This window comes from Enterococcus sp. AMC1251, assembly GCF_058216535.1.
The window spans coordinates 805,338-831,725 of record NZ_CM177098.1 but is presented as its reverse complement, the minus strand read 5'-3'; the positions used below and the strand labels follow the sequence as shown (position 1 = coordinate 831,725).

General features: G+C 33.6%; 17 protein-coding genes. All 17 read right to left on the bottom strand.

Annotated features, from left to right (window positions below; translation table 11 throughout):
- Positions 1-7: 7 nt before the first annotated feature.
- The 17 genes from AC4BBR_RS03930 to AC4BBR_RS03850 all read right to left on the bottom strand — a co-directional run bounded on the left by AC4BBR_RS03930 (position 8) and on the right by AC4BBR_RS03850 (position 26,381).
- Positions 8-2,362 (bottom strand): C39 family peptidase, encoded by a 2,355-nt coding sequence (locus AC4BBR_RS03930; RefSeq protein ID WP_490461266.1) that lies wholly within the window; start codon positions 2,360-2,362, stop codon positions 8-10.
- A gap of 186 nt (positions 2,363-2,548) precedes the next feature.
- Positions 2,549-3,973 carry a lipopolysaccharide biosynthesis protein gene (locus AC4BBR_RS03925; RefSeq protein WP_490461265.1) on the bottom strand — a complete coding sequence of 475 codons (1,425 nt, stop codon included), beginning with the start codon at positions 3,971-3,973 and terminating at the stop codon, positions 2,549-2,551.
- Positions 3,974-4,051: 78 nt separating this feature from the next.
- A complete protein-coding gene (locus AC4BBR_RS03920) occupies positions 4,052-4,972 on the bottom strand; it encodes a WaaS/CpsH family glycosyltransferase (RefSeq protein WP_490461264.1) in 921 nt (306 codons plus the stop codon).
- Between the two features lie 23 nt (positions 4,973-4,995).
- Entirely contained in the window at positions 4,996-5,820 is an 825-nt protein-coding gene (locus AC4BBR_RS03915; RefSeq protein ID WP_490461263.1) for a LicD family protein, read from the bottom strand.
- A complete protein-coding gene (locus AC4BBR_RS03910) occupies positions 5,817-7,190 on the bottom strand; it encodes an O-antigen ligase family protein (RefSeq protein WP_490461262.1) in 1,374 nt (457 codons plus the stop codon). The genes AC4BBR_RS03915 and AC4BBR_RS03910 overlap by 4 nt, the downstream gene beginning before the upstream one ends.
- 28 nt (positions 7,191-7,218) lie before the next feature.
- Complete coding sequence (locus AC4BBR_RS03905; RefSeq protein ID WP_490461261.1) at positions 7,219-8,202, bottom strand: glycosyltransferase family 2 protein; 984 nt, start codon at positions 8,200-8,202, stop codon at positions 7,219-7,221.
- Between the two features lie 7 nt (positions 8,203-8,209).
- Positions 8,210-9,262, bottom strand: coding sequence for an NAD-dependent epimerase/dehydratase family protein (locus tag AC4BBR_RS03900; protein WP_490461260.1), 1,053 nt, complete (start codon positions 9,260-9,262; stop codon positions 8,210-8,212).
- A 9-nt stretch (positions 9,263-9,271) separates the two neighbouring features.
- Positions 9,272-9,976, bottom strand: a complete 705-nt coding sequence (locus tag AC4BBR_RS03895) for an IspD/TarI family cytidylyltransferase (protein ID WP_490461259.1) — start codon at positions 9,974-9,976, stop codon at positions 9,272-9,274.
- Entirely contained in the window at positions 9,977-10,861 is an 885-nt protein-coding gene (locus AC4BBR_RS03890) for a LicD family protein (protein ID WP_490461258.1), read from the bottom strand. It abuts the gene before it with no gap.
- A gap of 263 nt (positions 10,862-11,124) precedes the next feature.
- Positions 11,125-14,163: a GW dipeptide domain-containing protein gene (locus AC4BBR_RS03885; RefSeq protein WP_490461257.1), complete on the bottom strand. Its 3,039-nt coding sequence runs from the start codon at positions 14,161-14,163 to the stop codon at positions 11,125-11,127.
- Between the two features lie 107 nt (positions 14,164-14,270).
- Positions 14,271-15,095 carry a glycosyltransferase gene (locus AC4BBR_RS03880; protein WP_490461256.1) on the bottom strand — a complete coding sequence of 275 codons (825 nt, stop codon included), beginning with the start codon at positions 15,093-15,095 and terminating at the stop codon, positions 14,271-14,273.
- A 14-nt stretch (positions 15,096-15,109) separates the two neighbouring features.
- Complete coding sequence (locus AC4BBR_RS03875; RefSeq protein ID WP_490461255.1) at positions 15,110-16,504, bottom strand: sugar transferase; 1,395 nt, start codon at positions 16,502-16,504, stop codon at positions 15,110-15,112.
- A 167-nt stretch (positions 16,505-16,671) separates the two neighbouring features.
- Positions 16,672-17,826 (bottom strand): EpaQ family protein, encoded by a 1,155-nt coding sequence (locus tag AC4BBR_RS03870; RefSeq protein ID WP_490461254.1) that lies wholly within the window; start codon positions 17,824-17,826, stop codon positions 16,672-16,674.
- Positions 17,827-17,854: 28 nt separating this feature from the next.
- Positions 17,855-19,828, bottom strand: a complete 1,974-nt coding sequence (locus AC4BBR_RS03865; RefSeq protein WP_490461253.1) for a DUF7657 domain-containing protein — start codon at positions 19,826-19,828, stop codon at positions 17,855-17,857.
- A 31-nt stretch (positions 19,829-19,859) separates the two neighbouring features.
- The gene (locus AC4BBR_RS03860) at positions 19,860-22,004 is read right to left on the bottom strand and encodes a glycosyltransferase family 2 protein (RefSeq protein WP_490461252.1); all 2,145 of its coding nucleotides are present in this window, start codon (positions 22,002-22,004) and stop codon (positions 19,860-19,862) included.
- A gap of 32 nt (positions 22,005-22,036) precedes the next feature.
- A complete protein-coding gene (locus tag AC4BBR_RS03855; RefSeq protein WP_490461251.1) occupies positions 22,037-25,174 on the bottom strand; it encodes a glycosyltransferase in 3,138 nt (1,045 codons plus the stop codon).
- The gene (locus AC4BBR_RS03850; RefSeq protein WP_490461250.1) at positions 25,164-26,381 is read right to left on the bottom strand and encodes an ABC transporter ATP-binding protein; all 1,218 of its coding nucleotides are present in this window, start codon (positions 26,379-26,381) and stop codon (positions 25,164-25,166) included. The genes AC4BBR_RS03855 and AC4BBR_RS03850 overlap by 11 nt, the downstream gene beginning before the upstream one ends.
- Positions 26,382-26,388: the final 7 nt, after the last annotated feature.

The following is a 26,388-nucleotide window of genomic DNA, read 5'->3' as shown; positions in this document are numbered from 1 at the left end:
CTCTATTCTATTTATCAATGGCAACAGCCATTTTATTCGGACTGTATGAAAGTGCAACGGTGCCTTCACTAACCCACATTTTCCCATAAATTGGATCTGTTACATGGAAGCTATTTCCATCAAATCCAGTTACTAACCAAACATGTAAATTGGCAACTTTCAATGAACCATAATAAGTGCCGTCAATAATAGGTGCGGCTAAATACGGATATGTTCCCCATACAACAATGGGATTTCCTTTCATCAATTCTTCCTTAAATCGATCTGTGCCAACGCCACTGATCTCTTTTGAGTTTGGCGCATACCTTTTAGCATAAGGTGTAAATGCTTTCGGATAGATCGTGTGGAAACCATATTTATCTGCTGGATCTCCATTGAATCCTTCATGCGGATTCCCCCAAGACGGCACTTTAGGAACGGCATTTGTCACCTGATGGACGTTTTGTCCACGAGTCGCACCTAAATATTCTAAGGCCATATATAAAGAAAATTCTTCACAGCCATTTTGATATCCCATGGTAATTTGATTATAGTACGGTACATTCATAAATGTTCTTTGCCCACTATTTGTTGCCGCCACAATGCTTTTACTTGCTGTAACATAGCCATAAGGCGTTTCTAATATCGGATAACCATTTTTATCTAAAACTCTTCGTTTTACATTAATCACTGTCCTAGCAGAGATATCATTACCTCGTTTTAATGCTCTATCTGTGTAATAATGTTTAGTTTTTAACTCAACTCTTTTCGGCGCATCCATATAATAATTCCCTATTCCAGTCGGAGCTTTTTTATAGTTATTCGAAATAGCAGGACCTTTAGACATCTTTTTAACTAAAATAATATCAAAAGCTTCCATCCTAAAACGATAACCAGAAGTACCACTGACACCAGCATTTTTATTCCAGCCTAGCCAACCAAAGTACTCTGCATGTGTTCGATAATAAACATCAAAATGTTTTGCTAATTCTCCAGTTAAACGAACCTCATACGCTTCAATTCGTTTTGACTTACCTGTTGTTCCACTTAACTGATTATTAGAGACATAGTTTTGCCAACCTTTATCCTGTACATGACTTCTATATTCGACTCCACCTGTAACAGGTGCATTTTCGACTTTTATCTTGAGCGCTTCAATCCTTTTACTTTGTCCCATTGTTCCATTCGTTTTTCCATTCTTACTAGGTGTTTGCCAACCTTTGTCTTGTACATGACTTTGATAAACAATGTCCGGTTGTTTGAACTGTACAAAATATCTTGTTTTAGCGCCTGGAACCACACTATCTTTTTTTACTAATTTAATTTCTACAGACTCCAGTTGATAACTAAATCCCGCTGTTCCAGCGTTTTGGCCATTACTTGCCCAATCTAACCAACCAAAATTTTTAGCATGTACACGATAATAGATATCAAAATGCTTAGCAAGCTCACCAGTTAAGCGAATACTTAATGCTTCCATTCGTTTTGATTGCTTTACAGTCCCGGTAATTGCATTATTAGCAACATAATTTTGCCAGCCAATATCTTGCACATGACTTCTATATTCGATGCCGCCAGTAACTGGTAAATTATTAACTGCTATTTTCATGGCTTCCATTCGTTTTGATTGTCCCGTTGTTCCGCTCGTTTGCCCATTTGTTTTCACGCCTTGCCAGCCGATATCCTGTACATGACTTTGATAATTTACATTTGGCTTTTTATATTGTACCGATGGTCGTTTTGTAGATCCTGGAGCTGCTTGTCCTTTTTCTTTTAATTGAATTTGAATCCCTTCAATTTGGTAAGAAAAAGCTGTAGTTCCAGCACTTTCTCCATTTACTGCCCAGTCTAGCCAACCAAAATTTTGAGCTTGAACTCGATAATAGATGTCATATTTAGCTTTTAAAGTATCTGTTAATTGGATTTGAATCGCTTCTAATCTTTTGCCAGCTACACCACTGATTTCATTAGCTGAGACATAGTTTTGCCACCCCACATCTGACACATGTGCGCGGTATTGAATACCACCTACATCAGACTCTATTCCTATTTTTAATGCTTCAATTCTATTATTCGGAAATGCGCTACTTTCACCATCTTCTTGACCTATTTGCCAACCTAGTTTTTCATTGTAGATTGAATAATTTAACTTGGGTTGTTTACTTTCAGGTTCTGTTGTTTCTGTTGTCATTTCAGCGCTTTCATTTTTGGTAATACTTTCAATTGCTTGGCTTGATTGTTCTTCAGATAATTCCGTACTTTGCTCACTTAGCTGACTTTCAACGGTATTCTCAGAGTTGCTTTGTTTTCCTTCTGACAATGCTGTAGATGGTACAAGTAAGAAGCTTGCCATCATGCCAACCAATAAATACCCTAATTTCATTTTCAATTCTCCCACCCCTTATAACTGAATGTTTTAATTGTATCAAAGTAATTTCTTTTTGTCCAAGAAACAATTCCTTACTATTTGAATTTTATTAAAAACAAAAAAATAGAACTTTAATCAAAAATCGGAATAATACCTTTTGATTAAAGTTCTAGTAAATTTTGCTTTTTTACTTTTTAATATCTAAGTTCCTTTTAGTAACCCTTGGAATTCTTTGAAACTTCTTGTTATTTTTTTATAATTAAACAAAAGATATAATAAATAACATACAGCGTAGACAGTTGTACTTATGAAGCTTCCTCCGAAAAATAAATTACTTAATATAAATAAAATTGTTAAAAGTGTTTCTAAAATCATAGACTTTTCAATATGGACATTCATTGATTTACATAAGAAAAATTCTGCAAAATTACAACGGAAAGCTAAACTTATCAAAATAAGTCCAACCGCCCAAGTCAAATTACCTAAACCAAAAATAATGATAATTGATAAAATCAATGATAAAGATAATGTTGTTACATTAACAAATAAAATTGTTTTTTCTTTTCGTAACGTTTTTAGATAGGTATTGATCAACAAGGACATTCTACCTTCATAAATGATGATCGGAAATAATATTCCCATAAATTTTAGACTTTCCGCATATTCAGGGAGCCACAACGAAAGCACATACTTAGCTGGAACATAAAATAATAGAATTGCGTACGTAATTGGTACAAACAAATCTCTTAATGTAACAAACAAAGCAGGCAACTTTTGTTGATTGGTTCTTCTTAACAAAGGAAACATGACAACACCAACAGCATTGACAAAGGTCAAAAACATATTAGAAATACTAAGAGTGAACGACAGCTTACCAAATGTTTCAATGGTCCATTTCTTTTCCACAAAGAAACGAATCGTTCCGATGATAAGCATGCTTGCTACACTACTGAGCATCAATTTGCTACCAATATTGATATTATCAACTATTTCAGGCACAAGTTTTTTTAAGCTCACTAATCTTAAACTTAGCATATCCCTAATTCGATACATTCCCCAAAGCGTCATAATCAATTTTGAAAGGATATCCATAACAATCAACCAGAAAAAATTACGTCCTCCTAAAAGGAAATAAACACCAATAAACATAATATACAGATAACGATCACTTCTTGATAATTGCGCATATTCTTTAATACGATTCGTAGATTGAAAAATATACAAAATGAAGGTTTTAGCTATCGTTACTAAAGAGACAACTGCCGTTAACAATAAAATCATCGTTTTATTCCCTGTAGGCAAGAAAAATAGTGCCCAAACAATAACAAGTGAAGAAATGAAACATTCAAAAATACCTAAATACCAAAACTGGGAGCCCAAATTTCTTTTATCAAGTTGTTCATATTCTTCTCCACCAATTTTTAAATAAATACCGTCAATCCAACCTAAATGAAAGAAACCAACGTAAGAAGAATAAAATACATACAGTTGCCAATAGCTGTACTCCGTAACGCCCAAAAGCTTTGGTACAAATAAGTTTAAAAGAATTGATATTCCCAAAGTAGCAAAATTAGCCGCAACGGTATAGTATAAATTTTTTATGACTGATTTAGCTTTTTCATTCATGGTAGGTTCCTCGTATTTCATTATTTATTTTAACATTTCTCAAGATCAAAACTAGCATTTAATAGGCAAATCTATAGACTATTTCTTAAAAAAATTGTTAAACCAACCTTCAAATTTATATTTCTCCATCACAGTTTCTGGAAGATTCACACTAGGTGTTTTCAAGAAATTTACAATGTCAATTTGATTACTCTCATTAAGTATAAATATATTTTCGGGCGTATAAAAATCCATATCTCGAACACTTGCATTATTTGTTATTAGTTTCTTTCCTAAAAACATAGCTTCAATTGGTCGTAGAGAAAGACCATATTGGTTATTTTGAACAATATCTAATATTGCGGTTGTATTGCCTTCATAATTAATCAATTCCTCATATGAAATAGCTTCTTTATACTCATAATCCAAACGAGAATTTTTAGATGAATTTACTACGTATATAAAAGGATTCAATTTCTCGCTAATAAAATACTGCTCTAGTTCTAATAACAAATTTAACCGATCTTTGTCAACACCAATAAAACAAATATCGGAGTGATACTTAGAATCACTTTTACGAACAATTAATTTGGAGTGATCAATGAATTGATTATTATGCTTTAATCCATATTTTTTACAATCATCTTTGTCGAATGACCACAATTCACAATTTAAATCAGAAAAAAAATGAACAGGCGTATCTTTAGACACTGGATTACTATACCAAACAACAATTCGAATTGATGGAAATTTTCGATTCATGTACTTAATTACAGGTCGCGAGAAAAAATGAGAGTTTAATAAAACAAAATCTATCTCTGACAACTTTCTCTTCCAATCTCCGTAAAAAAAAGAGGCAAGTTGCATATTCATTTTTTTATCTAAATAATTCATTACTTTAACACTCAAAGATCGCTTATCAAAATACTTTTCTACGTGTATGCCCAAGTCTTGTGCATCTTTAGAAAATAATACCGATTTTTCATCTAAAGTAATAATCATCATTCGACTATAATCCAATGGTCTTCGCCTCCTTGTTGAACTTATTTCCAATAAAATGTATAAGGATGATGGGTAACACGCTCTGATTCTGGTGGTAATTGCATATAATCATCATAACGTAACGTTAAAAACTTTTTGCGATCTTTGATGGCACGGACTGTTTTCCCGGCAAACTGCACATCTTCGTAGTGTTTAAACCATTCTATAGGAAAAATACCCCATTCTTCGTCAACGAATTCAATATAACCACATATAGATGCTTCAGCAATAGGATACTTGCTCATTTCTCCCATTAGTAATTTTTTCCAATGTTTATAATCACCTTGTTTCATCAACTTGCGATGCTTCGGATAATGTAAAATTCTCTTACCATATGCTTTCCATCTTGTCTTTGAAATTGCATATGAAGCATTTAACGTTCCTATCATATTATCAAAATACAAACGACATCTTTCACCAAACTCTTTTCTAACAGAGTCATCAGATGGAAAACCATCTATTGGAAAAATGTCTACAAAAACCCCTAATTCTGGATCTTCGCTATGATAAAATTGTGTTGTTTTCACGCAAGTTCTTTTATCGACTAGTTTTGCAAATGGATAGCGATATTTTTCTCTCGTCTCTAAACTCAATAATAAATAGGTTTCGTCATTTGCCAATAATTTTATTAAACGATCATAATTTGGACGCGTCAGCACAATATCTAAATCATCATCCCAAGGGATATAACCTTGATGTCTTTCCGCCCCTATCAAACTACCATAATAGATCGAATAATCAATATCATTTTTTCGACAAATTTCATCGATGTGTACGAGAATTTCTACACTAACTTCTTGAATTTCCTTAATACTTAACTCTTTCATATCTCTATTTCACTCGTTTCCTTCTCGTTTTTTGAATTCAACCTGCCAATATATAGAAAGAACATCATCGCGCCTAGTCTATTTACCAAAACGATGTCTGTGATTAGACATGCTGAGATTAAAATCGTCAATACGATCAAGCTTTGAAATAAATAATCTGTATAGTTACTTGTATTCATTTTAAATAGCGTAATTAATGTTTTGAACATATTATATAAAACGAAAATAATAAATGGAATTGTTCCTAAAAGACCCGTAGTTGCTAATAAGAAAAATACAAAATTATGCGGTGTTTGTTCTCTTTTAGAAATCCAAGTATTCGGTAAATGTTCCTGAGCATAAGGAAGTATGCCTTTTGGAGAAGTCCCAATTATCGGTTTACTCTCAAATATTTCAATAGCACTGTTCCAAAGTTTAAATCTACTATTTGAAATATCCGAATCTTCTCCCGTATCTGGACGATTTAAGGAAATATCATCTTCATTTTCATTTTTTATCACAATGACCTTACTTACAACTTCAGCAGAAACTATAGAGACTTTTTGCGTTACCTGCATCATCAAGAAAAGAGCAACTATTGCTATTGCTGAAAACCCAACTGAATAAGCTAACCTCTTTAAGATTGCAGTAGCTCTTTTAGTGTAATAAAAATAGAAAAATACCCAGATAATTGTAATCACCGTAATTTCTATAGTAGCTGTTCTTGAACCTGAAAGAACAACAAACAAAAATTGCAAGACCACACTGGTAATCAAAAAACCTTTATAAAGTTTGGCTTTTGCTTCTTTAAATAGATGTAAAGAAAAACAGATTGCAACTACTGAAATCGTTGCAGAGTAGTTTGGATCTACAAAAACACCGTACAAACGGTTTTCAACAAATCCCATACGAATACCATAATACAATTTATCTAATGGTGCGGTATATTTGAATTGAACAAAAAACATTCCTAAGGAAATAACAACTAAAACAAGCCATGTAACAACTAAGACTTTTTCAACTAACCTAAATAATTCTTTTTGATTTTTTTTTCCAATTTCATAAACAACAAAGAAAAAAAGGATTTCCCAAATTATCAACTTGAAATTTGATATTAATTCAGTTGGTGCATTAACAATCGATGACATAATCATCACCAACGTAAATAAAAGTAATAGTAAACTTGGTCTCTGACGTTTCTGAATCCAATCAATTCCGTTGCGAAGAAGTAATAATCCCCCCACCAATGAAATAATAGTAAAAACAAGACTATCAACTTTCGATGGAATAAGACTGTAAGTACTAATCATACGTAAAATTAACATAAACTCCCAAACAAGGATAAAAGGTATTTCCACCTTATCAAGTATTTCATTTGCTTTTTTCATCATTAACCCTGTCTCCTTAACTCAATAAAGTCTATTTGTTTATTTTTCTGACCATTCCATTTTCTAAACGTGATAGTAGTTTATAAAAATATGGATGTATTCTTAATGAAATCATTGATATTTTTCGTGGTTTAGTAAAATATTGATTTTTAAGTACAAATGTAAAATTTTTACGTAAAAATCGAATAATTTCTTTTTGCTTTTTCTTTTCTTCTATTCCTAGTTCACTACTGTTCATCATCTTATCCAAAACGGTAAAATAAGCCCAGCAAACTCGTGTATGTGCAACATTAACTAATTCTGGATATTTTTCTGAGACACGTGATTCATTCGCTTCCCACGCTTTAATCATGTCCAGATCTTTCATTGTAAAATGATTACTTGAAATGCTGTTTTCTCGGTGATAGTAATAGTATTTTTGACTTGTATCAATAACTACTTTCGATGTTTCTTCAAGTACATCTAAAATCACTGCAGCATCTTCTGTGATCATTCCAACTGGATAGCGAACATGCTCAAATATCTCTCTTTTATATAATTTATTTGTTGCACTTATGGTACTTAATTTTCCTTCAAATGTGATTTTAACTGCTCCAATCATATCCGTTACAAGATATTTTCGTTCTTTTACAACAGGTTCTTTTCCTGCATAAACATCTAAAAATCCAACAGTTGCTAAATCAGCATCTTCATTTTTCAGATTCGTATATAAAAGCTCATACATATCCTCTGCAATATAATCATCACTATCTACAAAACCAAGATAACGCCCTTTCGCAATTTCAATTCCTGCATTTCTTGCTGCACTTAATCCACCATTTTCTTGATGAATAACCATTACTCTCTTATCTCTATCTGCATAGGCATCACACATTTGCCCACTGTTATCTGGCGAACCATCATCAACTAGAATTAGTTCAAAATCTTGAAACGTCTGCCCTAAAATAGAATTCACACATCTATCTAAGTACTTTTCAACATTATATACTGGAACTATAATACTTATTTCAGGCACTACCTTTTCACTCCTCAGTTTTCATAATTCTGATGACTTGCTTCAAACCTTCATTTAAAGAATAAATAGGTTTCCAGCCTAAACTTTCTATCTTCTTGGTATCCAAAATTGCTTGAGTAGCTTTAGAATATCCAGCCGCTTCTTTTGAATCAGGGATTTCAAAAATGACTTTAGTGCCAGCGATTGTTGAAATCTTGGTAGCTAATTCTTTTAAGGTCAAGTCAAATTCACTATTTGCAATATTATATGCTTCTCCATTTTTACCATTAAACAATAGATACAATAAAGCATAGGCTGCATCCGCTACATAACAATAGGAATAATACTGTGTTCCTTCGCTTTTCAAAACAATATCTTCGTTATTTACTGCATTTTTAATAAACTGAGAAGAAGCTTTTGAATCCTCCGCTAGCATAGTCGGTCCAAAAATTCGACAAAGTCTTGGAATCACTACATCTATTCCGTATTGTTTTATATAAGCTTGGCACAGCGATTCACTTGCACGTTTGCCTTCAGGATAACCAGCTCTTAACGTATTACAATCAATATAGCCACAATAGCTCTCATCAAACTTTTCAGTATCTCCCCTATTTTCCCCATAGATTTCAACTGTAGAGAGGAATAAAACACGTTCAACTTGATTTTTGGCTGCATAATTAAGTACTTGTTCTGTCCCTTTAATGTTCGTCATTATAGTGTTGATTGGATCACTTACATAAGCTTTTGGGTGCGTATTACTTGCACCATGAATGATAAAATCATATTGAACATCACAAGGCAACGGATCTAAAATATCTCCTACCACCAAATGAAAATTACAATCATCCTTATATTTGATAAATCTTGATTCTAGTTTGTTTTGATTTCTTCCCATAGCATAAATAGAAATATTCAGGTTCTGTTTTTCATTTACTGCCATTAAACAATCTATCAAAAAAGTACCAATCATACCTGAAGCCCCAACGAATAATAATGACTTATTGTTCAATTTTCTCCAGTCTAACTGATTTTGTATAACTTTCTCTACATCTTTTTGATAATCAGGATTTTTTGCAAACATATTTTTCTCCTATTCTTCTTTCATTCGAAGATAGCCTTTAAATAATTGAAGATCATCTTGTGTTGTCAACTTGATATTTTTATCTGATCCCACAGCAAAATAAAGAGTCTCTCCAAGGTCAACCATCATCGTATTTGTGTATGATGACTCTGAAATACCAATTCCTTCTCTAAAAGCCTTCTCATAAGCCCAAACTAGCTTGTCAAATTGGTATGCTTGCGGTGTAGATACTCTTCGCAATGTTTCTCTATTAATATATTGTTTTGTTGTTTCTTCTGTTTCTTTCACAAAAATTTGTTCGTTATATGGCAAAGAAGTCACTGCGTTACCGAACTCTTTACATTTTACGATGACATCTGATAATACAATTTCATCCACTAACGGACGAATACCATCATGAATAACAACAGTATCCTCTTCTGTCGAATGTTGTTTAAGAAAATCAACCCCATTTCTAATAGATTCTTGTCCGCTATTGCCACCTTCAATAATCCACGCTAGTTTATCAATATGGTATTCTTTTGCGTAAGCATATAATGTATCTTCCCAACCTTTTTTGCAAACAACTAAAATTCTATCGATCATAGGATGTTTTTGAAAAGATTCCAGGGTATAAATAATAATCGGTTTATCTTCCACCATAATGAATTGTTTTGGGATATCTTGTCCCATTCTCTTGCCAACTCCGCCGGCAATAATCAGTGCTGTAATCATTTATTCTTCCTCCTTCAAACGTTCCACACAATAGTATGTTCCTTTGTATTGTTTATACGTATGTTCCGTGTCGATCAAGATAGCTTCATGATGTGACATGCGATCTTTTTCATCCGGTAACTCCATATAATTACCAAAGACTTGAGTCAAATAATTATCATACCCTACAGGTACAGGCATGTATGTATCTTCAAAAGGGAGGTAAACTGCCTTTTCAAAATCTTTTTTCTTATATATATTTCCCATGTATCTAGGACCTACACAAAGTTCAGTCACATATTCACAGGTATCAAAATCATATTTTGACATTTGCTTACTCGCAAACGACCAAATGATAAATCGACCTTTTTTTGTGGGAATCAGTTTCAACAATACTCTACTACCCAAAGCCATTAAGCCTCCATGCTTTTCCGGCACAACTTGTGAACAAAATAGTGCGTAAATAAGTGCCCAAGCTTTTTGAATTTTCTTTTGGATTGTTGAATTCGGAGCACCATCTAAAGGAAAAATATCAATGGGCAATCCATGTGGAATATCTAAATGTTCTTGATACGGTTTAATAAATGTTGTATCGTTTGCTCTAATCGTTGTAAAAGAATTATGATCAATAAATGTCTCCGACGGTCTTAGAATCGAATACTTTTCTAAATCAGCGTTTTTTGTCCATAAATCATAAAGCTTTTCATAATCTTTACGTGGCATAAAAAAATCCAAATCATCATCCCATGGTATAAATCCTTCATTTCTAACAGCTCCTATACAACCACCACCGCAAAAATAACAAAGCAACTGATATTTTTCACAAAAGCTAATGAAGTATTTAGCCATTTCCAAATTGATTTTTTGAATCTTTTTAATCTGCTCTGTACTTTCTATATCATTCATGGTTTAATACTAAGCTCCTCAAAACACTTAATTTTTTTCAAAAACACACCTTTTCTATTCTCTCATATCTGATAAAAACTTTCAATAACTTGCCTACTATCTTAATATAACTGTAAAGTAGTTCTGTTATTTTTTATCGACTTTTATATGTGCTTAGATACTTTGGATAAAAAAATAGAATAGAGGTTAAGACACCAGCACCTAGTCCAATTATTTCTCGGAGCTAGACACATTTCATCTCGACCTCTATTTCTCTTTATAATCTATCTCTTTTCGAAGGCTCGACTATCCATCCAGCCAATGGTTTTTCCATCTATACTAAATTGATAAGCTGTTATGCCTGTTGAGATTTTTCCCGTATTTATTACTTTGACTGCTTGATTAGCATATAATGAACCCATCCCTAAAAATTCACTTTCAGCACTTGTATTATTAGGATGTGTATACAGTCCATGCTTTTTCGCTTCCGCTTCTGGTCGTACATAAAGTGATAAGTTGGTCGATTCTACAATTACTGTATCTAAATCAGGCGTAAATGCTCGATGATCCATCCACATTGTTTGCCCATTTAATGTAAATTTTAGATACGTTGAGCGACTTGTTTTTGTTAATCCTGTGATTTTTACTTTTTGATCTGCAAACTGATTCCCCATTCCTAAGAATGTTATTCCCGGTCTCGTATTATTTACATCATCATATACTCCGTGCCCTTTTGAGATGTTTTCTGGGAGGATTTTTGCAGCATATCGATAATTTTTTTCTTCCAAAATCTTATCGTAACTTATGAATGCTCGACTATCCATCCAGCCGATGTTTTTTCCATCTATACTGAATTGGTAGGCCGTTACACCTGTTGAAATTTTGCCTATGTTGCTCACTTCAACTGCTTGATTAGCATATAATGAACCCCTTCCTAGAAATTCACTTTCAGTGCTTGTATTATTAGGATGTGTGTATAGTCCATGTTTTTTGGCTTCGGCTTCTGGGCGTACAAAGAATGATTGTTTCGTAGGTTCTACATTTACCGTATCTAATTCTGACTTAAATGCTCGATGATCCATCCACATTGTTTGTCCATTTAAGCTAAATTTCAAATAGGTTGAGCGACTCGTTTTTGTAGATCCTGTGATTTTCACCTTTTGATCCGCAAACTGATTCCCCATTCCTAAAAATGTTATTCCTGGTTTCGTGTTGTTTACATCAGTATACACTCCATGTCCTTTTGAAACATTCTCTGGAAGAACTACTGCAGTATACTGCGTATTTTTTTCTTCTAAAATTGGGTCATAACCGATAAATGCCCGACTATCCATCCAACCAATATTTTGTCCATTTATGCTGAATTGATAAGCTGTTATGCCTGTTGAAATTTTGCCTATGTTAGTCACCTCAACTGCTTTATCTGCATATAATGAGCCCATGCCCAACAACTCATTTTTGGTATTTGTATTGTTTGGATGTGTATATAGCCCATGTTTTTTAGCTTCAGCTTCTGGGCGTATATAAAGCGATAATTTTGTTGGTTCTACGCTGACAGTATCTAAATCAGGAGCAAACGCTCGACTATCCATCCACATCGTTTTTCCGTTCAATACAAATTTCAAATAGGTTGAACGACTTGTCTTTGTCGATCCTGTAATCCTTACTTTTTGATTAGCAAATTGATTCCCCATTCCTAAAAGTTTTATTCCAGGTTTCGTATTGTTTACACCATCATAAACCCCATGACTTTTAGATTTTTCTTCTGGAAGAATTGTTGCAGCATATTGATAGTTTTTTTCTTCCAAAATTTTATCATAACTAATAAATGCCCGACTATCCATCCAACCGATTATTTTTCCATTTATACTGAATTGATAAGCTGTTACTCCAGTTGATATTTTTCCAATGTTTATTACTTCAACAGCTTGATTAGCATACAAGGAACCTAGCCCCAACGCTTCATTTTCAGTACTTGTGTTATTTGGATGTGTATACAATCCGTGTTTTTTAGCTTCAGCTTCTGGACGTACATAGAGTGATAGATTTGTTGGTTCTACTCTGACAGCATCTAAATCAGGCTTAAATGCCCGTTTGTCCATCCACATTGTCTTTCCATTCAACGTAAATCTGAGATAAGTTGAACGATTCGTCCGAGCTAATCCTGTGATTCTTACTTTTTGATCAGCAAACTGATTACCCATCCCTAACAGATTAATTCCAGGTCCGGTATTATTTATACCATCATACACTCCATGCTTCTTAGACTCTGACGCTGGAAGAACTTTAGCAGCATATTGATAATTTTTTTCTTCTAGAATAGTGTCATAAACTTTCCCACTTGAAAAACGGCCAGTATAATCTTGACTTATATCAAATCTTCCAATACCAGAAGTTACACCTGGAAAGACCAATTCAGAAGACCATTGCCAAGCTGCCACCCCCCAGCTTCTATATAATTCATCATTTATCGTAGGATTATAAGGATAATTTGCAACCCAAATATTTCCTGGACCTAGCACAGAAGTATTTAAAATATTTGGAGTAAACCATGACCCCATTGAATAGTGAACGACATTGTAAAAACCTCTTGCATTCAATTGTCTGGCAAAAGCTAAAGAATTAGCTGTTATTCTCCCATTATTCATCTCTGGTTCTTCTGCGTCATTGACCATTATCGTATCTTTCGATAAACCCATCTCGATCGCTCGATCTGCAAAGTAGTTAGCTTCTGCAACAGCACCTTGCTCTGTAGTAAAGTGGCTATAGTGAAATACTGATACTTTAAGTCCCTGAGCTCGAGCATTTTGAGTCTGATTAAACCTTTCCGGATTTCTATAAGTAGTACCTTCAGTTAATTTTACGACTACGCCTGTAACACCATATCTTTTCAAAATAGAATAATCATTTTGACTTAGCGCGCCATTCCAAGATGAAACATCAACAAAACTTTTAGTAGGTCTACCAGGTTCATCAGCTGAAATCAGTGATCTTGCTGCTCGGCTATCTGTTCCAGATTTTGCATGAGCACCCATCGGTTTGTTCATTTCTTCCGTAATAATTTCTGATTCTTCATTATTCTCAGACTCAGATGAAGAAGCTTTTGTTGATTCTTCGCTTTGATTAGTTGAAGAAGAGGTATCTTGTTCAGAAGTTTCACTTGTCATTCGATTAGTCTCTGATTCTGAAGAAGTTGAATCTATTTGTTTTGTTTCAGTACTACTACCTGAATCCTCAACAGTAGAGGTAGTTACAGCATTTACTGTTTGTTCTGGAAACAGCAATATTGCGGAAAATAAAATACTTAAATATATTTTTTTCATTAATTTAACTCCTATTCTTTAATTTGTCATTTCAATTCTATGTTGATAACATGTTTATCCTAACTTAAGACTATGTAGTTTTTTATATTAAAATCTATAAGAAAATGCTATTTTCTAAGCATTTTCTTATAGATCATCCCACGCAATTTATTCGGCATGATACAAATAACCGTATGGACAATTGAAACAGATAAGAAATCATTTAAGCTTCCAAGACCTTCTTGATAGATCTTTTTTCTAGCATCAATTCCTGGGACAAGGTACTTTAATCCACCACGGCGATTGTACATGTCTAAACCTGTTCGAGCAAAAACTAAATATTCAGGTAAGTTTCTTCCCTGATACCCTTTTTTCAAAAGCCTCACCCACAAGTAGTAGTCCTCAAATCCCGGCAACGGCTTATAATTCCCAACCTCTATAACTTCCTCTTTTTTAAACATGATTGTCATATGATTAAAAGGATTTCTCCGTTTAGAATATACTCTAATGGCTTCATTACTTTCTGGCATACGCTTTTTTGCAAGTACATTATCAATAGTTCCTTCAAACTCAATAATATTTGAACCCAAGATAACCAGTTCTTTATCCTTTAAAAATTCTTGATATTGTACTTCTAAGCGATTTTCCGCCATAATATCATCTGTATCCATTCGAGCAATTAGCGAATTTCTACATTTTTCTACACCAATAGCCAAAGCGGTACCCAGTCCTCGATTCTCCTCTAGGGAAATTACTGTCAGTTGATCGCCTAGTTTTTCTTGATATTGCTGAACGAGTGTATATAACTCATCTGTTAATGGACCGTCTTCAACTAAAAGAATTTCTTCCGGTTGCGCCGTTTGATTGATCGTACTTTCCATAGCTTGAATAAAGTATTCTGGTTTCTCTTTAATATAGATGGACATTAACACACTAACAGCTATTTTTTGCATTATTTTCACTCGTTTCATTTAAATAAATCAATTTTATTTTCGTTTAAAAAAGAAAGATCCCTCTCACTTCGTTCGACCTCTTCTACGCCCTGTGACGACACCTTATCAAATAAAATTTTGATTGTTTGGAGTAAAATTTTCAAATCCAAAAGTAAAGAATAGTTTTTTATATATAATAAATCAAAATTCAACTTACTATTATAATCCGAAGCATATTTGCCATAAACTTGCGCATAGCCTGTGATTCCAGCTCTTACATTATGCCTTAAGTAATATTGAGGATTTTCACTGTTAAATTGATCAACGAAAAATGGTCGCTCAGGTCTAGGACCGACAATCGCCATATCTCCTCTTATAACGTTAATTAATTGTGGCAATTCATCTATTCTTAGTGCTCTCAAATATTTACCTACACCTGTGACCCGACTATCATTACTTGTAGATAATACCGGTCCAGATTTTGCTTCTGCTGTGGCAGACATTGTTCTAAATTTCAAAATAGGAAACTCTTTTTGATTTAACGTAATTCTCGTTTGCTTATAAATAATGGGCCCAGGAGAAGTTGCTTTAACAAGAATCGCTGCTATTATCATTAACGGTGATGTAATAACTAACAAAATAAACGAAAGAAGGATATCAAATAATCGTTTAATAAAATTGTCTTCACCTTTTATTCTAAAGTCAGAAACTTCGATGATACTTTCATCTTCAAAGTTCATCATATTCGGTTTCAACATGATTAAATTCTCAAAGCTGGTATTTAAGAAAAGTTTCTTTTCAGCTTTTGTAACAAGTTTATAAATTTTAAATTTTTCATTTTCATCGATGTGACTTGAGATATAAACAATGTCTATCTTATCCAATAGCTTCGTTAGATTTTCATAATAATGATCAACAATAACCGTTGTCACTTGATGTTTTTTATTCTTATGACTAATAAAGTTTTGAGCGGCTGAGACAACACTGTCTTCTGTACCCAGTATCACGACTTTTTTTATTGAGCTAACTTTCAAATATAAAAAATATACTAGGATTCTCCACAAACTCAATAATAAAATACTTACAATAAATGTATAAATCAGTACTGATCTTGGAAAAGTAAACCAGCGTCCAGCAAATGTTATCGTCATGATAAACAAAATTGTCAAAAATTCCCCAATGACGGTCACAAAAACAATGTCATTGATCGTTCGATTATAAAAAACATACGCACCCAACAATAAATTTAAAAAGATAAAAAACAGCGAGATGTAAACAGCAGAATTTTCATATGCGACAAAATTATATGAAGGAATGTTAAATCCAAATTTAATCCAAAATCCAACCAATACAGAAAAATTGAAGACCAAAACATCTACAATAATAATCGCAATTCGCTTTGCATTATTCCATTCATTTTTAGTTGACATGTTTAACTTCCTTCCTAAATGTATGAAGTTTTGATACATTCTTATTAAAACACTGATTTTAGTAAAAAACTTCAAGTTTCATGTTACCACATTGAGACTCAAAAAAAAAGCGACAATCTGGCAATCCAACCGTAAGCTCACCATTTATCAGATACGGAAATACCTCGTTATTTACGAGATATTTCCTCTGTTTTTTGTAATCCTATTCCTACAAAAGCATAAACAATAGGGATCCAATAATTTGCTAATAACGTATCTTCCATCGTAGATTGAACACAGATAGCTAAAAAGCCTAAAAATAAACTAATCTGGAAAAATGAAAGAGTCCTTTTTTTAATTATATTTGAGCTTAACAAGTATAAAAGCCCTCCAAAAAAGAAGATATAGCCAATAATTCCATAGTTTCCTAGAACATAAACATAGCTATTATGAGTACCTAAAGACTTCCAAGAAGCCGTAAAAGGTTCCATACCAATCAACATATTCTGAAGACTAGAAAACCATTTTTCAAAAAACTCAGCCCAAATTCTTTCTCTTCCTGTAAACAAATTAAGTGTCTCAGATTTAGAAAACGCATAGAATACGACAGGTCCTAAAATAAACATCAGACTGAAGCACGCTAGCAGTATATAATTATTCTGTAATATTTTTTTAGGTACTATATTATCAATGAAAATAAATAAAACAAGCGCTCCTAATGAAGCTTTTGACTGACAAACCCAAATAGCCATAAAACCTGCAATATAAATCGGAATAACAAGCAATTTAAAATAGCCTATATTGAAAGATTTTATTAAAATCGTCAGCATTATCACAGATAAAAGCAGAGTCATCCCAATTGTATTTGTATTGATCCAAATTGCTTCTAACTTGTTACTATTTTTCCAAATCGCATCTGCTGGGACTAGTTTAGGTAATTCAGTGTAAATCCTATACAAAGTCACACCTAAAGAAAGACCTGTTATTCCTCCTAATAAACCAAAATCCAGCTTCGTAAATTTAGTCTTTTTGAAACAAAGAAGGAACAACATAACTAAAGGAATCGATGCATTAATAAATCGATTACTATGTCTTGTAGAAGAAGTCATTGTGTAAAATATAAAAATACCAGCTGACAAAACGATCAGTACCCAGTCATTTTTAGTTAATTCTTTAATTTTTAGTAGCAAAACAAATGCGATTGCTGCTGCTAAAAGATATACGCTATTTTCATAGATAAAAGAAGTTGTTTTTGTCCCAATTCCGATTACCCACATCAAATATGAAGCTGCAATAGTAACCAGCAATACTAGACTACTTACTCTATTTAGGATTTTATCCATATTAACATCCTTTCAATAGACCTCTCAATTAGTAAATCACTTGATAAATATATGCACTATTCGTATCCGGCCCATATAGCTGTTTTAACTGGATTGTTTCTGTAGCAAGTTTATCAATATTTTCATAAGTAACCAAATACTTAATATTATATTTTTTCAGGTCTTCCAATCCTAATCTAACTTCAAAAGCATCTGCATTTAACAGTTCAAATTGTGGTTTATTATTACTAATTTCCACATAAATATGTGAGTATCGATTATATATATCTTCATGACTCCCAGTAGGATCAAGTGGTTTCCATGATTCTAAATTCGGCGTAAATGCGGTTCCGTTGAACGTATGGACACCTAACATTGGTAAGTAAGCATGCATCATACGTTCACCCGCCCACACCTGATTTGGATCTTTTTTCTCTATTTCCATTACTGTTTGCGCAATTTTCTTCTCATAAACTGCATTCACACCCCTCGCTACAGGATTAACGCCACTTCCTGTAAATAGAACGACGCCTAAAAGTAATAGTGAAAATAAGTATTTTCGTTTATTTAACAGAAGTAAAATAAGTATCCCTGCTAATAATAAAATCATGATAATGTTCACTTTGCTCAAATATAACCTTAAGTTTCCATTATATAAAGCAAAGAAATACAAACCTATATTAAAAATTATAATCGAAAGTTGAGAAAGCACAGACAATGTCTTATGTTCCCAAATATATTGAATAAACCAAATACTTAGTAAAATTGCTGAAAAGCTAAATGCCAGATATGCTCGTTCTTCAGGTACATAAGACCACAAACTCATTTTAGCAAAAAACATTGGAAAACGAACACTCATCCAAAGTAAGTTAAATAAGCTAAATATGAATAAAACAAACCCATAGATATTCTCTTTGATCTTCTTGTAAAACAACCACGGAGACACCAATAAAATGACAAAAAAGAAGTGATAAAAACTACTTAATTCTGAGTTATTCTCATAAACAACATCCCGAAACTGCATTTTCCAATTCGTTAAGAACAGAAAAATATCTTTTTTGGCAAACTCTCCACCAACAGATATTCTATTACCTGGGTAGATCGTGTGCATCACACCAATAAGCGAATCCCACGAAGTTATCAGAGAAACCGTAACGATCAATCCAGTAATAAAAACTGCTAAGCCAATAGAAACAGTATCAAACTTATCTAATTTCACTTTATGGCGAAGGTCAATGAAAAAAGCAATCAAAAACAACACGATCAAATAGCCGAACGGTACTTGAAGGGCTGGATATAACTCAAGTATAAAACCTGATGCACAAATACTCGCTAGTAACGAAAAAAATATCCGCCAACGTTTATTTTCATGATAATAAAAGTAATTATAGATGCCTACTAAAAAGCCAAAAGTAAAAAAGACTAAATCCCCAACTGGAGAAACAAACCACCATTGAATCGCTGCAGAAAAAGGAATCCAAACACTCGTTAGAAGCGCTAAATACTTATTCCTCTTTGTCAAAATCAATCCTATTTCAAAAGACAATAACATCAAACCAATTAATTTAAGACCCCAATACCAAGAGAGACCTCTTTCTTTTCCAAGAAGAACATAGCCCCAGGTAAACGGTTTAGCCAATGTCGCTAAATTTAGCGCTGGAGAATTATATCCTATAAACATGTCTTGACCATCGATTGTTATGACTTCATTATGATTTTTTAACCCTGTTTGAGTTTGAGAGAGACTGTAAGGCGTTTGAACCATCCATTCATCTGATCTGATCGGTCGGGGCTCACCAAAAATCACCCCTTGTTTATCTGCATCATCCGTATAATCAGAAACATAATCATCCCACATATTGATCGAACTACCATGTATTTTGAAGATCAAAAGTAAAATAAACACAAGTAAAGCAAGTAAAAACCGAGCTTTGATTAGTTTATCTATCACCTTGATAAGCTGATACTTTATCGTATTACTTTTCTTAATTTCTACTTGATTGATTTCCATTACTAACTCCATTTCATCGTCCTAAAAATTATTGATTTCATATCTAATCTCTATAAGAAAAATTAGGTATTTCTCTTGTAAGATTAGGGTTATAAAACGGATCATCGTCGATCAAGGTTGACCATTTTTGTTCCATCATTGCTTTTTCTTTTTCAAAACGTTTTTTCTTTTTCCCTTTATCATCATATCCTCTTGTTTGAGATTCAAAATGGTAAAGTTCTGCTTCATGAAGCCACACGTTATCTCGCCCTAGTTCTTTTACTTTTAAGCAAAGATCAACATCATTAAATGCCACTGTAAAATCTTCATCAAAACCAGAAACAGCTTCAAAATCTTGTTTTTTCATCAACAGACAAGCGGCCGTCACAGCTAAATAATCGACATTCAAGGCTAATTTCCCAAAATAACCTAAATCTCCATGCGGATAGCCATAATGTCCATGCCCTGCAATTCCACCTAATCCTAAAATTACACCTGCATGCTGGATCGTATTATTTGGATACAATAATTTTGCACCGACACAGCCGATTCGTTCTTGTTGAGCAAAAGATACCATTAATTTTAACCAATCAGCATTGATCACTTCAGTGTCATTATTTAAGAATAAGAGATACTCGCCTTTTGCATCTTTTGCCGCAATATTATTGATTTTAGAAAAATTAAATGGAATATCAATCACGACCACACGAAAACGAGCATCAAGTTGCTGCTTAAAGGAGTCATACAATTCTTTCATTTTTTCATCTGTACTGCCATTATCCGCGATAATGATTTCATAATTTTTATAGGTTGTTTTTTCAATGATCGAAGAAACACAGCGTTTAACATCTTTATAGCCATTTTTAGTTGGAATAATAATCGAAACTAACTCTTCTGATTCGATATCATAATACACATCATACAACCCATTTGCTCGACCATGAGTAGCATGCCCTTTGATTTTCCGACGGACTAAAGCATCTTGAACCGCTCTTAGGCCTGCTTCAAAGGCATATCCTTTTGACGATTGGTCAACAGCAGTTGATGTCGGCAACATACGCCAATGATATAGGACTTTAGGAATATGTTTAATACGTTCACTAGTTGTTTTTTCAGTAAATCGAAGGACTAAATCATAATCTTGAGACCCTTCGTAGCCTTTTCTAAAACCACCGATTTCTTCAAGAATTGTTCTGCGGTAAACACCTAGATGAGAAATATAGTTTGTTCCTAACAATAAATCAGGCGACCAATCGGGTTTAAATGATGGATCTGAACGATTAGCTTCCATATCGATTTTATCTTCATCACTATAAAGTAAATCCAATTCAGGATTTTCATTTAAGGCTTTGACAACTTCATAAAAGGCAATTCTCGACAGTTCATCGTCATTATCTAATAGTGCCACAAATTCTCCAGTTGCTAATGCTAATGCAGAATTTGTTGCCTCACTGATATGACCGTTTTCAGGTCTGAAAACAACTTTGATTCGTTCATCTGAATTGCTATAATCCGTTAAAAGTTCTTTTACTTTAGGATCTGTCGAGGCATCATCTGCCATACAAAGTTCCCAGTTTGAATAATCTTGGATCAAAATAGAATCAATACAACGACGCAGCCATTTTTCTTCTACATTATAAACAGGCATAGCAATCGAAATTTTAGGTTGATAGTTAAATGCGCTGATTTCAGCTTTGATTTGCTCAAAATCGAAGTGCTCATTTCTTTCCAACCAGTTTGGATAAGAAGACTGATTTCTGATTTTTTCAATTTTTACTCGCTGAATCGTACTTTTGAGCCCATTTCTTTTTAGGTAACTAATGCCTTTATGTACTTTTATCATCAATCTAGCCATCTTATCTTCGGTTCCAGGAATTAGAGGATATTTTTTCGCTAAATCGATCCATTCTGTTTTGCTTGACTCTCCGTTCTCTGAAACAAATTGGACTTCCAATTTAGTTTTCTTTTGGATGCCTTCTATTTTTATTTCAAATCCCGCTAAAACATCTGAATTTACCTCATAAATCTGGTTGACATCTTCTCTTAAAATACGCTTGATGTCAAAAGACATTACTTGCTCTTGATTGTTGATTGAAATAACGGGTGTGGACTTTGAATTAGTATTCAAAGCCCAGCCAGTTATCGTTAAGTTGTTGGTTTGTTTTTCTCGATAGATACTATCAATAATGATTTTTATCTCATCGTTCATACTTTGCGCTCCTTACAATTAAAGGTCTGATGTTACTGACGTTTTGGATTTTTATAGCGATCAACTAAATCTTGTTCAGACCATTTATCTGTTAACGCCTTGAAATTGCCTTTTTTATCAAGATTTTGAATTTTTTCTTCTGCTTTAAAGACCGCATAAGAACAATAGATAATTTTTTTATCTAGTTGTTTAGCAACTTTCAAGGATAAATCAACACCCATAACATCTTTACCTAGCTCTTCTGTAATCCCTGAAACCGCAAGATAATCTGCTTTTCTAAAAATCATAGATGTTTCAGAGGCAGCCTGAACATTTCTTGGTAAAGCGATACGGTAATAATACCCTAAGCTCTTTCCTGGCGTTCCCTGTTCTGGATAAATCAAGCGCTTTTTCTCTGTATCGATAGAAATACCGATATTCTCAATGCGGTAACGATGATCTACTACTCTGCCTGTTACGACACCAGCGGTTGGTTGTTGCGCCATGTTCATCATTTCAACAAGCCAATTACTTTTCGTTGGAACAAGACCAGCATCTAAAAGAACCGTGTATTCACCAGAGCTAGATTGAATCAATTCATCTCTTGTTTGACCGTCACTATAAACAATCTTATTACTAGATGATTTGATTTTTTCTTTCATTGCTTTTGGTAAAACGATATCGTAGTTTTCATAGATTGTTTTTTCAAGTAATTTTTTCAGATAATCATTAATATCTGCAGTATCATTAGTAAGTACAATCGATACTTTTGGTATTGTGTCATAAATATAATTGATTTTATATGAACCGTAAAACTCAGCAATTTCAACGTTCGCTTTGATGTTACGACGATCCATTGCGGCTTGTACCGCACGTTGCCCTGCTACATACGCATAGCCTTTACTTTCAGGATTCAACGCAGTAGATGATTCGATCGCACGCCAATGATACATCATGCCAGGAATATGAGCAATATTTTCTGCTTTCTCCGTCGCACGTAAAACGAAATCGTAATCTTGGGCACCGTTAAATTCTGTCTTTAAACCACCTGTTTTCTCCACTAAAGAACGTTTTACTACAACAAAATGCGTGATGTAATTATGGTTTAATATCAACTCAGAATTCCATTTAGATTTATAGAATGCATTGAACCGCTTGCCACTTTCAGTGACTTTATCTTCATCTGTATAGATAAAATCGATTGTTTGATCTTCATTTAAGGCTTTTACAACTTCATATAACGCTTGAGGTGCTAATTCATCATCATTATCCATAAATCCAATATAATCACCTGTTGCAATCGTTAACGCTGAGTTAGTTGCTTCTGAGATATGTCCATTTTTTTCGCGATAAATGACCTTGATTCGATCATCTGCATCCGCATACTTTTTAAGTAAAGGTTTAATATAGTCACTTGGCGAAGCATCATCCGCTAAACATAGCTCCCAATTTTCATAATATTGATTTTGAAGGGAAGACACACAAGCATCTAACCATTTTTCCTCCACATTATAAACAGGGACAGCCACAGAAATTTTAGGTTGGAATTCAAATGTTTTGATTTCTTCTAAGATAGCTGACGGGTCAACAGGAATTTCTTTTTGCTCTTGACGTTTAAAATACCATTTCATTGAACCCACAAGGCCACGTGTCTGCATAGAGCGTATAGCTCTTTGAACTTTATTACCAGGCTGAACCATATTAGGTTTTTCTAGGCGATATTGTAATTTACGTCCGTTATTCGTTGCAATATTCAATATATACGTTGGTTGATCTTCGGCATCGACTACTTCAATCACAAATCCATATTCTTGATCACCTTTTAGTTCAAACATATCAATAACATCTCTGCGGTATTCTTTTTCAACAGAATATTCAACAGTTGTTTCAGCGGATACTTTAAAATCAATGGGTAATTTGTCTTCTTTAGAATATGCCCAACCTCGGATCACAGTTTTTTTCTCCTCAACATGACGAACAATATCATCAATATTAAGCGAAATGAATGAATCAAATTTACTAATCGATACTTTTTTATACTTTGTCATTTGTTTTTCACTCACCATTATTCCTGTATTTTTTGACTGATTCGCCTGTAGCTCAATTGTATAGTCGATCAACCCGTGAATCATCTCAGAATAATTACCTTCGTATTTGTAGTCAACTGTGATTGTCATTGTTTTTCCAGCTATTTTTTTATCATTTACTTCCATAACTGGAACCTGATTGTCAGAGAAAAAATACTGTGTTTCTTTGCTATAAACAGCATTCGTCGCACTCGGTAGTATTGCCTTATCATCAACAATCAATTCTATATCTACTAACGCACCTGTCAAGCTCGGGAAAATTTTTAATAACTTAATAGTATCGGGTATGTCAATCGTAAATGTTTTATTTTCACCTGATACGTTATTAAGTTGAACATCAAATTCTTGTTGATCTTCCTCACCGCAATCATATAGAAAATGAATATTCTTTCTATAGCTTGAATTTTCTGGTATTGTGCGAATCGGATTTTCCACAGGTTGGGCAGAAAGCGCATAAAAATACTGATAGACTTCCCCGAATGGACGTGCTTTAAACGCCGCACGAATTTCCACTGGCAAGTCTTCATAGTTGGATTCAAGCTCATTATAACCAACTTCATTGATTGTAAAATCTTCTTTGGCAATAAATAAACCAACTTCTTTAAATAGTTTTTCAAACCCACTTTGAACGAAGAATGACTTGTGAGTCGCATCAAGCAATCCTGTTTCACGCCAATCTAATTTATTATTAAATAGATCGATCAAAACAGAATTATGTGCAATATTTGGGAAAGTGATCAAGATTTGACCTTCGTCACTTAAAAAAGGTTTCACTTTCATCAGCGCACTTTTAGGATTCATTAAATGCTCTAATACATCAGCAAAAATGATATAATCAAAGGTTTGATTTTCAAAATGTTTTGTCCAAGCTTCTTCATCGATATTTCCGTAAAATCCGTCATTAGAAAATTCGCTCACGTAATCATAAAGCTCTTTGTCCAGCTCAACGATCGCAACATAGCAATTCTTCTCTTCCATCAAATATTTTGTCATTCGACCATTACCTGGACCAAACTCTAATACTCGACTGTTTTCTTTAATTTGGGCAACGATTTTACCAACACTAGTACTCTCGTCAACTTCCATTTCAAAATCATATTTCATCTTTAATAGTATCCTTCCATTCATGATCTAAAATGACAATGCCTTCGCCTGCATAGCGACCGCTAATAAACATGTTCAGGTATTTCGTTTTATAAACCAAAGGTACTGTAGCGTGTTCTTCAAAGAACGCAATATCGAAATAATATTCTCCTGTTAAAAGAGACATCTTGCCATATTCCAGATAAAAGACATTTTCACCTTTTTTCCAGGGTATTTTGACCCCATCCAACAAGGTATTCAATCCGCACACATAGTTATTATCGACTGTCCGAATGGCTATACCACACACAGGTGACTTGATCGTATCATTTTTAACAGTATACTCCAATTTTACAATAACTTTTTCGTCTTGAGTAACAATTTCTAACGGCTCCAACGCGTGATTTAATAGCGTTGCTTTATCTATTTCTATGATATCTGGAACAGTTTCTTCATTTTGGATCGTTTTTTCACGGTCAACGGTTTTGATCGATTTTTTCTTCAAGAAGTTTTCGTAGTTTGTTGTTACGTCCATCGTGTCTCCATATTCAACAACTTCTCCATTTTTCAACCAAAATGTACGATCACAAAAACGGCGAATCGAGTTAACATCATGAGAGACAAAAAGAATTGTTTTCCCGGAATTTTTGATTTCAGTGAATTTTTCCATACATTTCAACTGAAATTCTAAATCGCCAACAGCCAAAGCTTCATCCACAATCAAAATATCAGGATCTACATTGATTGCTACAGCAAAAGCTAAACGAACAAACATCCCGCTAGAATATGTTTTTACAGGTTGATACAAATGATCGCCAATATCAGCAAACTTGATAACATCATCTACTCGTTCTTCCATCTCTTCCCTAGAAAAACCAAGCACCATTCCATTTAGAAAAATATTTTCATACCCTGAATATTCAGGGTTGAATCCAGAGCCTAACTCTAATAGTGCTGAAATTTTTCCATCAATCGTCATAGAACCAGAAGTTGGTGTCAAAACACCAGTAATTATTTTAAGGATTGTTGATTTACCAGATCCATTTTCTCCAACAAATCCGATCATTTCACCTTTTTTAATTTGCATCGTGACATCTTTTAATGCATAAAACAGATCATGATACGTTTTTTTCATTGGATTAAGTGCTTCTTTAAAACGATCAGATGGTTTTTTATACATGTTATATGTTTTTGTTATATTCTGTATATCGATTGCATATTCTGACATTGTTTAA

Bases quoted from the DNA above. Each gene is read 5' to 3' on its own strand.
- AC4BBR_RS03890 (WP_490461258.1), bottom strand. From the start codon at position 10,861: ATGAATGATATAGAAAGTACAGAGCAGATTAAAAAGATTCAAAAAATC.
- AC4BBR_RS03895 (WP_490461259.1), bottom strand. From the start codon at position 9,976: ATGATTACAGCACTGATTATTGCCGGCGGAGTTGGCAAGAGAATGGGA.
- AC4BBR_RS03930 (WP_490461266.1), bottom strand. From the start codon at position 2,362: ATGAAATTAGGGTATTTATTGGTTGGCATGATGGCAAGCTTCTTACTT.
- AC4BBR_RS03850 (WP_490461250.1), bottom strand. From the start codon at position 26,381: ATGTCAGAATATGCAATCGATATACAGAATATAACAAAAACATATAAC.
- AC4BBR_RS03925 (WP_490461265.1), bottom strand. From the start codon at position 3,973: ATGAATGAAAAAGCTAAATCAGTCATAAAAAATTTATACTATACCGTT.
- AC4BBR_RS03855 (WP_490461251.1), bottom strand. From the start codon at position 25,174: ATGAAATATGATTTTGAAATGGAAGTTGACGAGAGTACTAGTGTTGGT.
- AC4BBR_RS03875 (WP_490461255.1), bottom strand. From the start codon at position 16,504: ATGTCAACTAAAAATGAATGGAATAATGCAAAGCGAATTGCGATTATT.
- AC4BBR_RS03910 (WP_490461262.1), bottom strand. From the start codon at position 7,190: ATGATGAAAAAAGCAAATGAAATACTTGATAAGGTGGAAATACCTTTT.
- AC4BBR_RS03885 (WP_490461257.1), bottom strand. From the start codon at position 14,163: ATGAAAAAAATATATTTAAGTATTTTATTTTCCGCAATATTGCTGTTT.
- AC4BBR_RS03860 (WP_490461252.1), bottom strand. From the start codon at position 22,004: ATGAACGATGAGATAAAAATCATTATTGATAGTATCTATCGAGAAAAA.
- AC4BBR_RS03900 (WP_490461260.1), bottom strand. From the start codon at position 9,262: ATGTTTGCAAAAAATCCTGATTATCAAAAAGATGTAGAGAAAGTTATA.
- AC4BBR_RS03915 (WP_490461263.1), bottom strand. From the start codon at position 5,820: ATGAAAGAGTTAAGTATTAAGGAAATTCAAGAAGTTAGTGTAGAAATT.
- AC4BBR_RS03880 (WP_490461256.1), bottom strand. From the start codon at position 15,095: ATGCAAAAAATAGCTGTTAGTGTGTTAATGTCCATCTATATTAAAGAG.
- AC4BBR_RS03865 (WP_490461253.1), bottom strand. From the start codon at position 19,828: ATGGAGTTAGTAATGGAAATCAATCAAGTAGAAATTAAGAAAAGTAAT.
- AC4BBR_RS03870 (WP_490461254.1), bottom strand. From the start codon at position 17,826: ATGGATAAAATCCTAAATAGAGTAAGTAGTCTAGTATTGCTGGTTACT.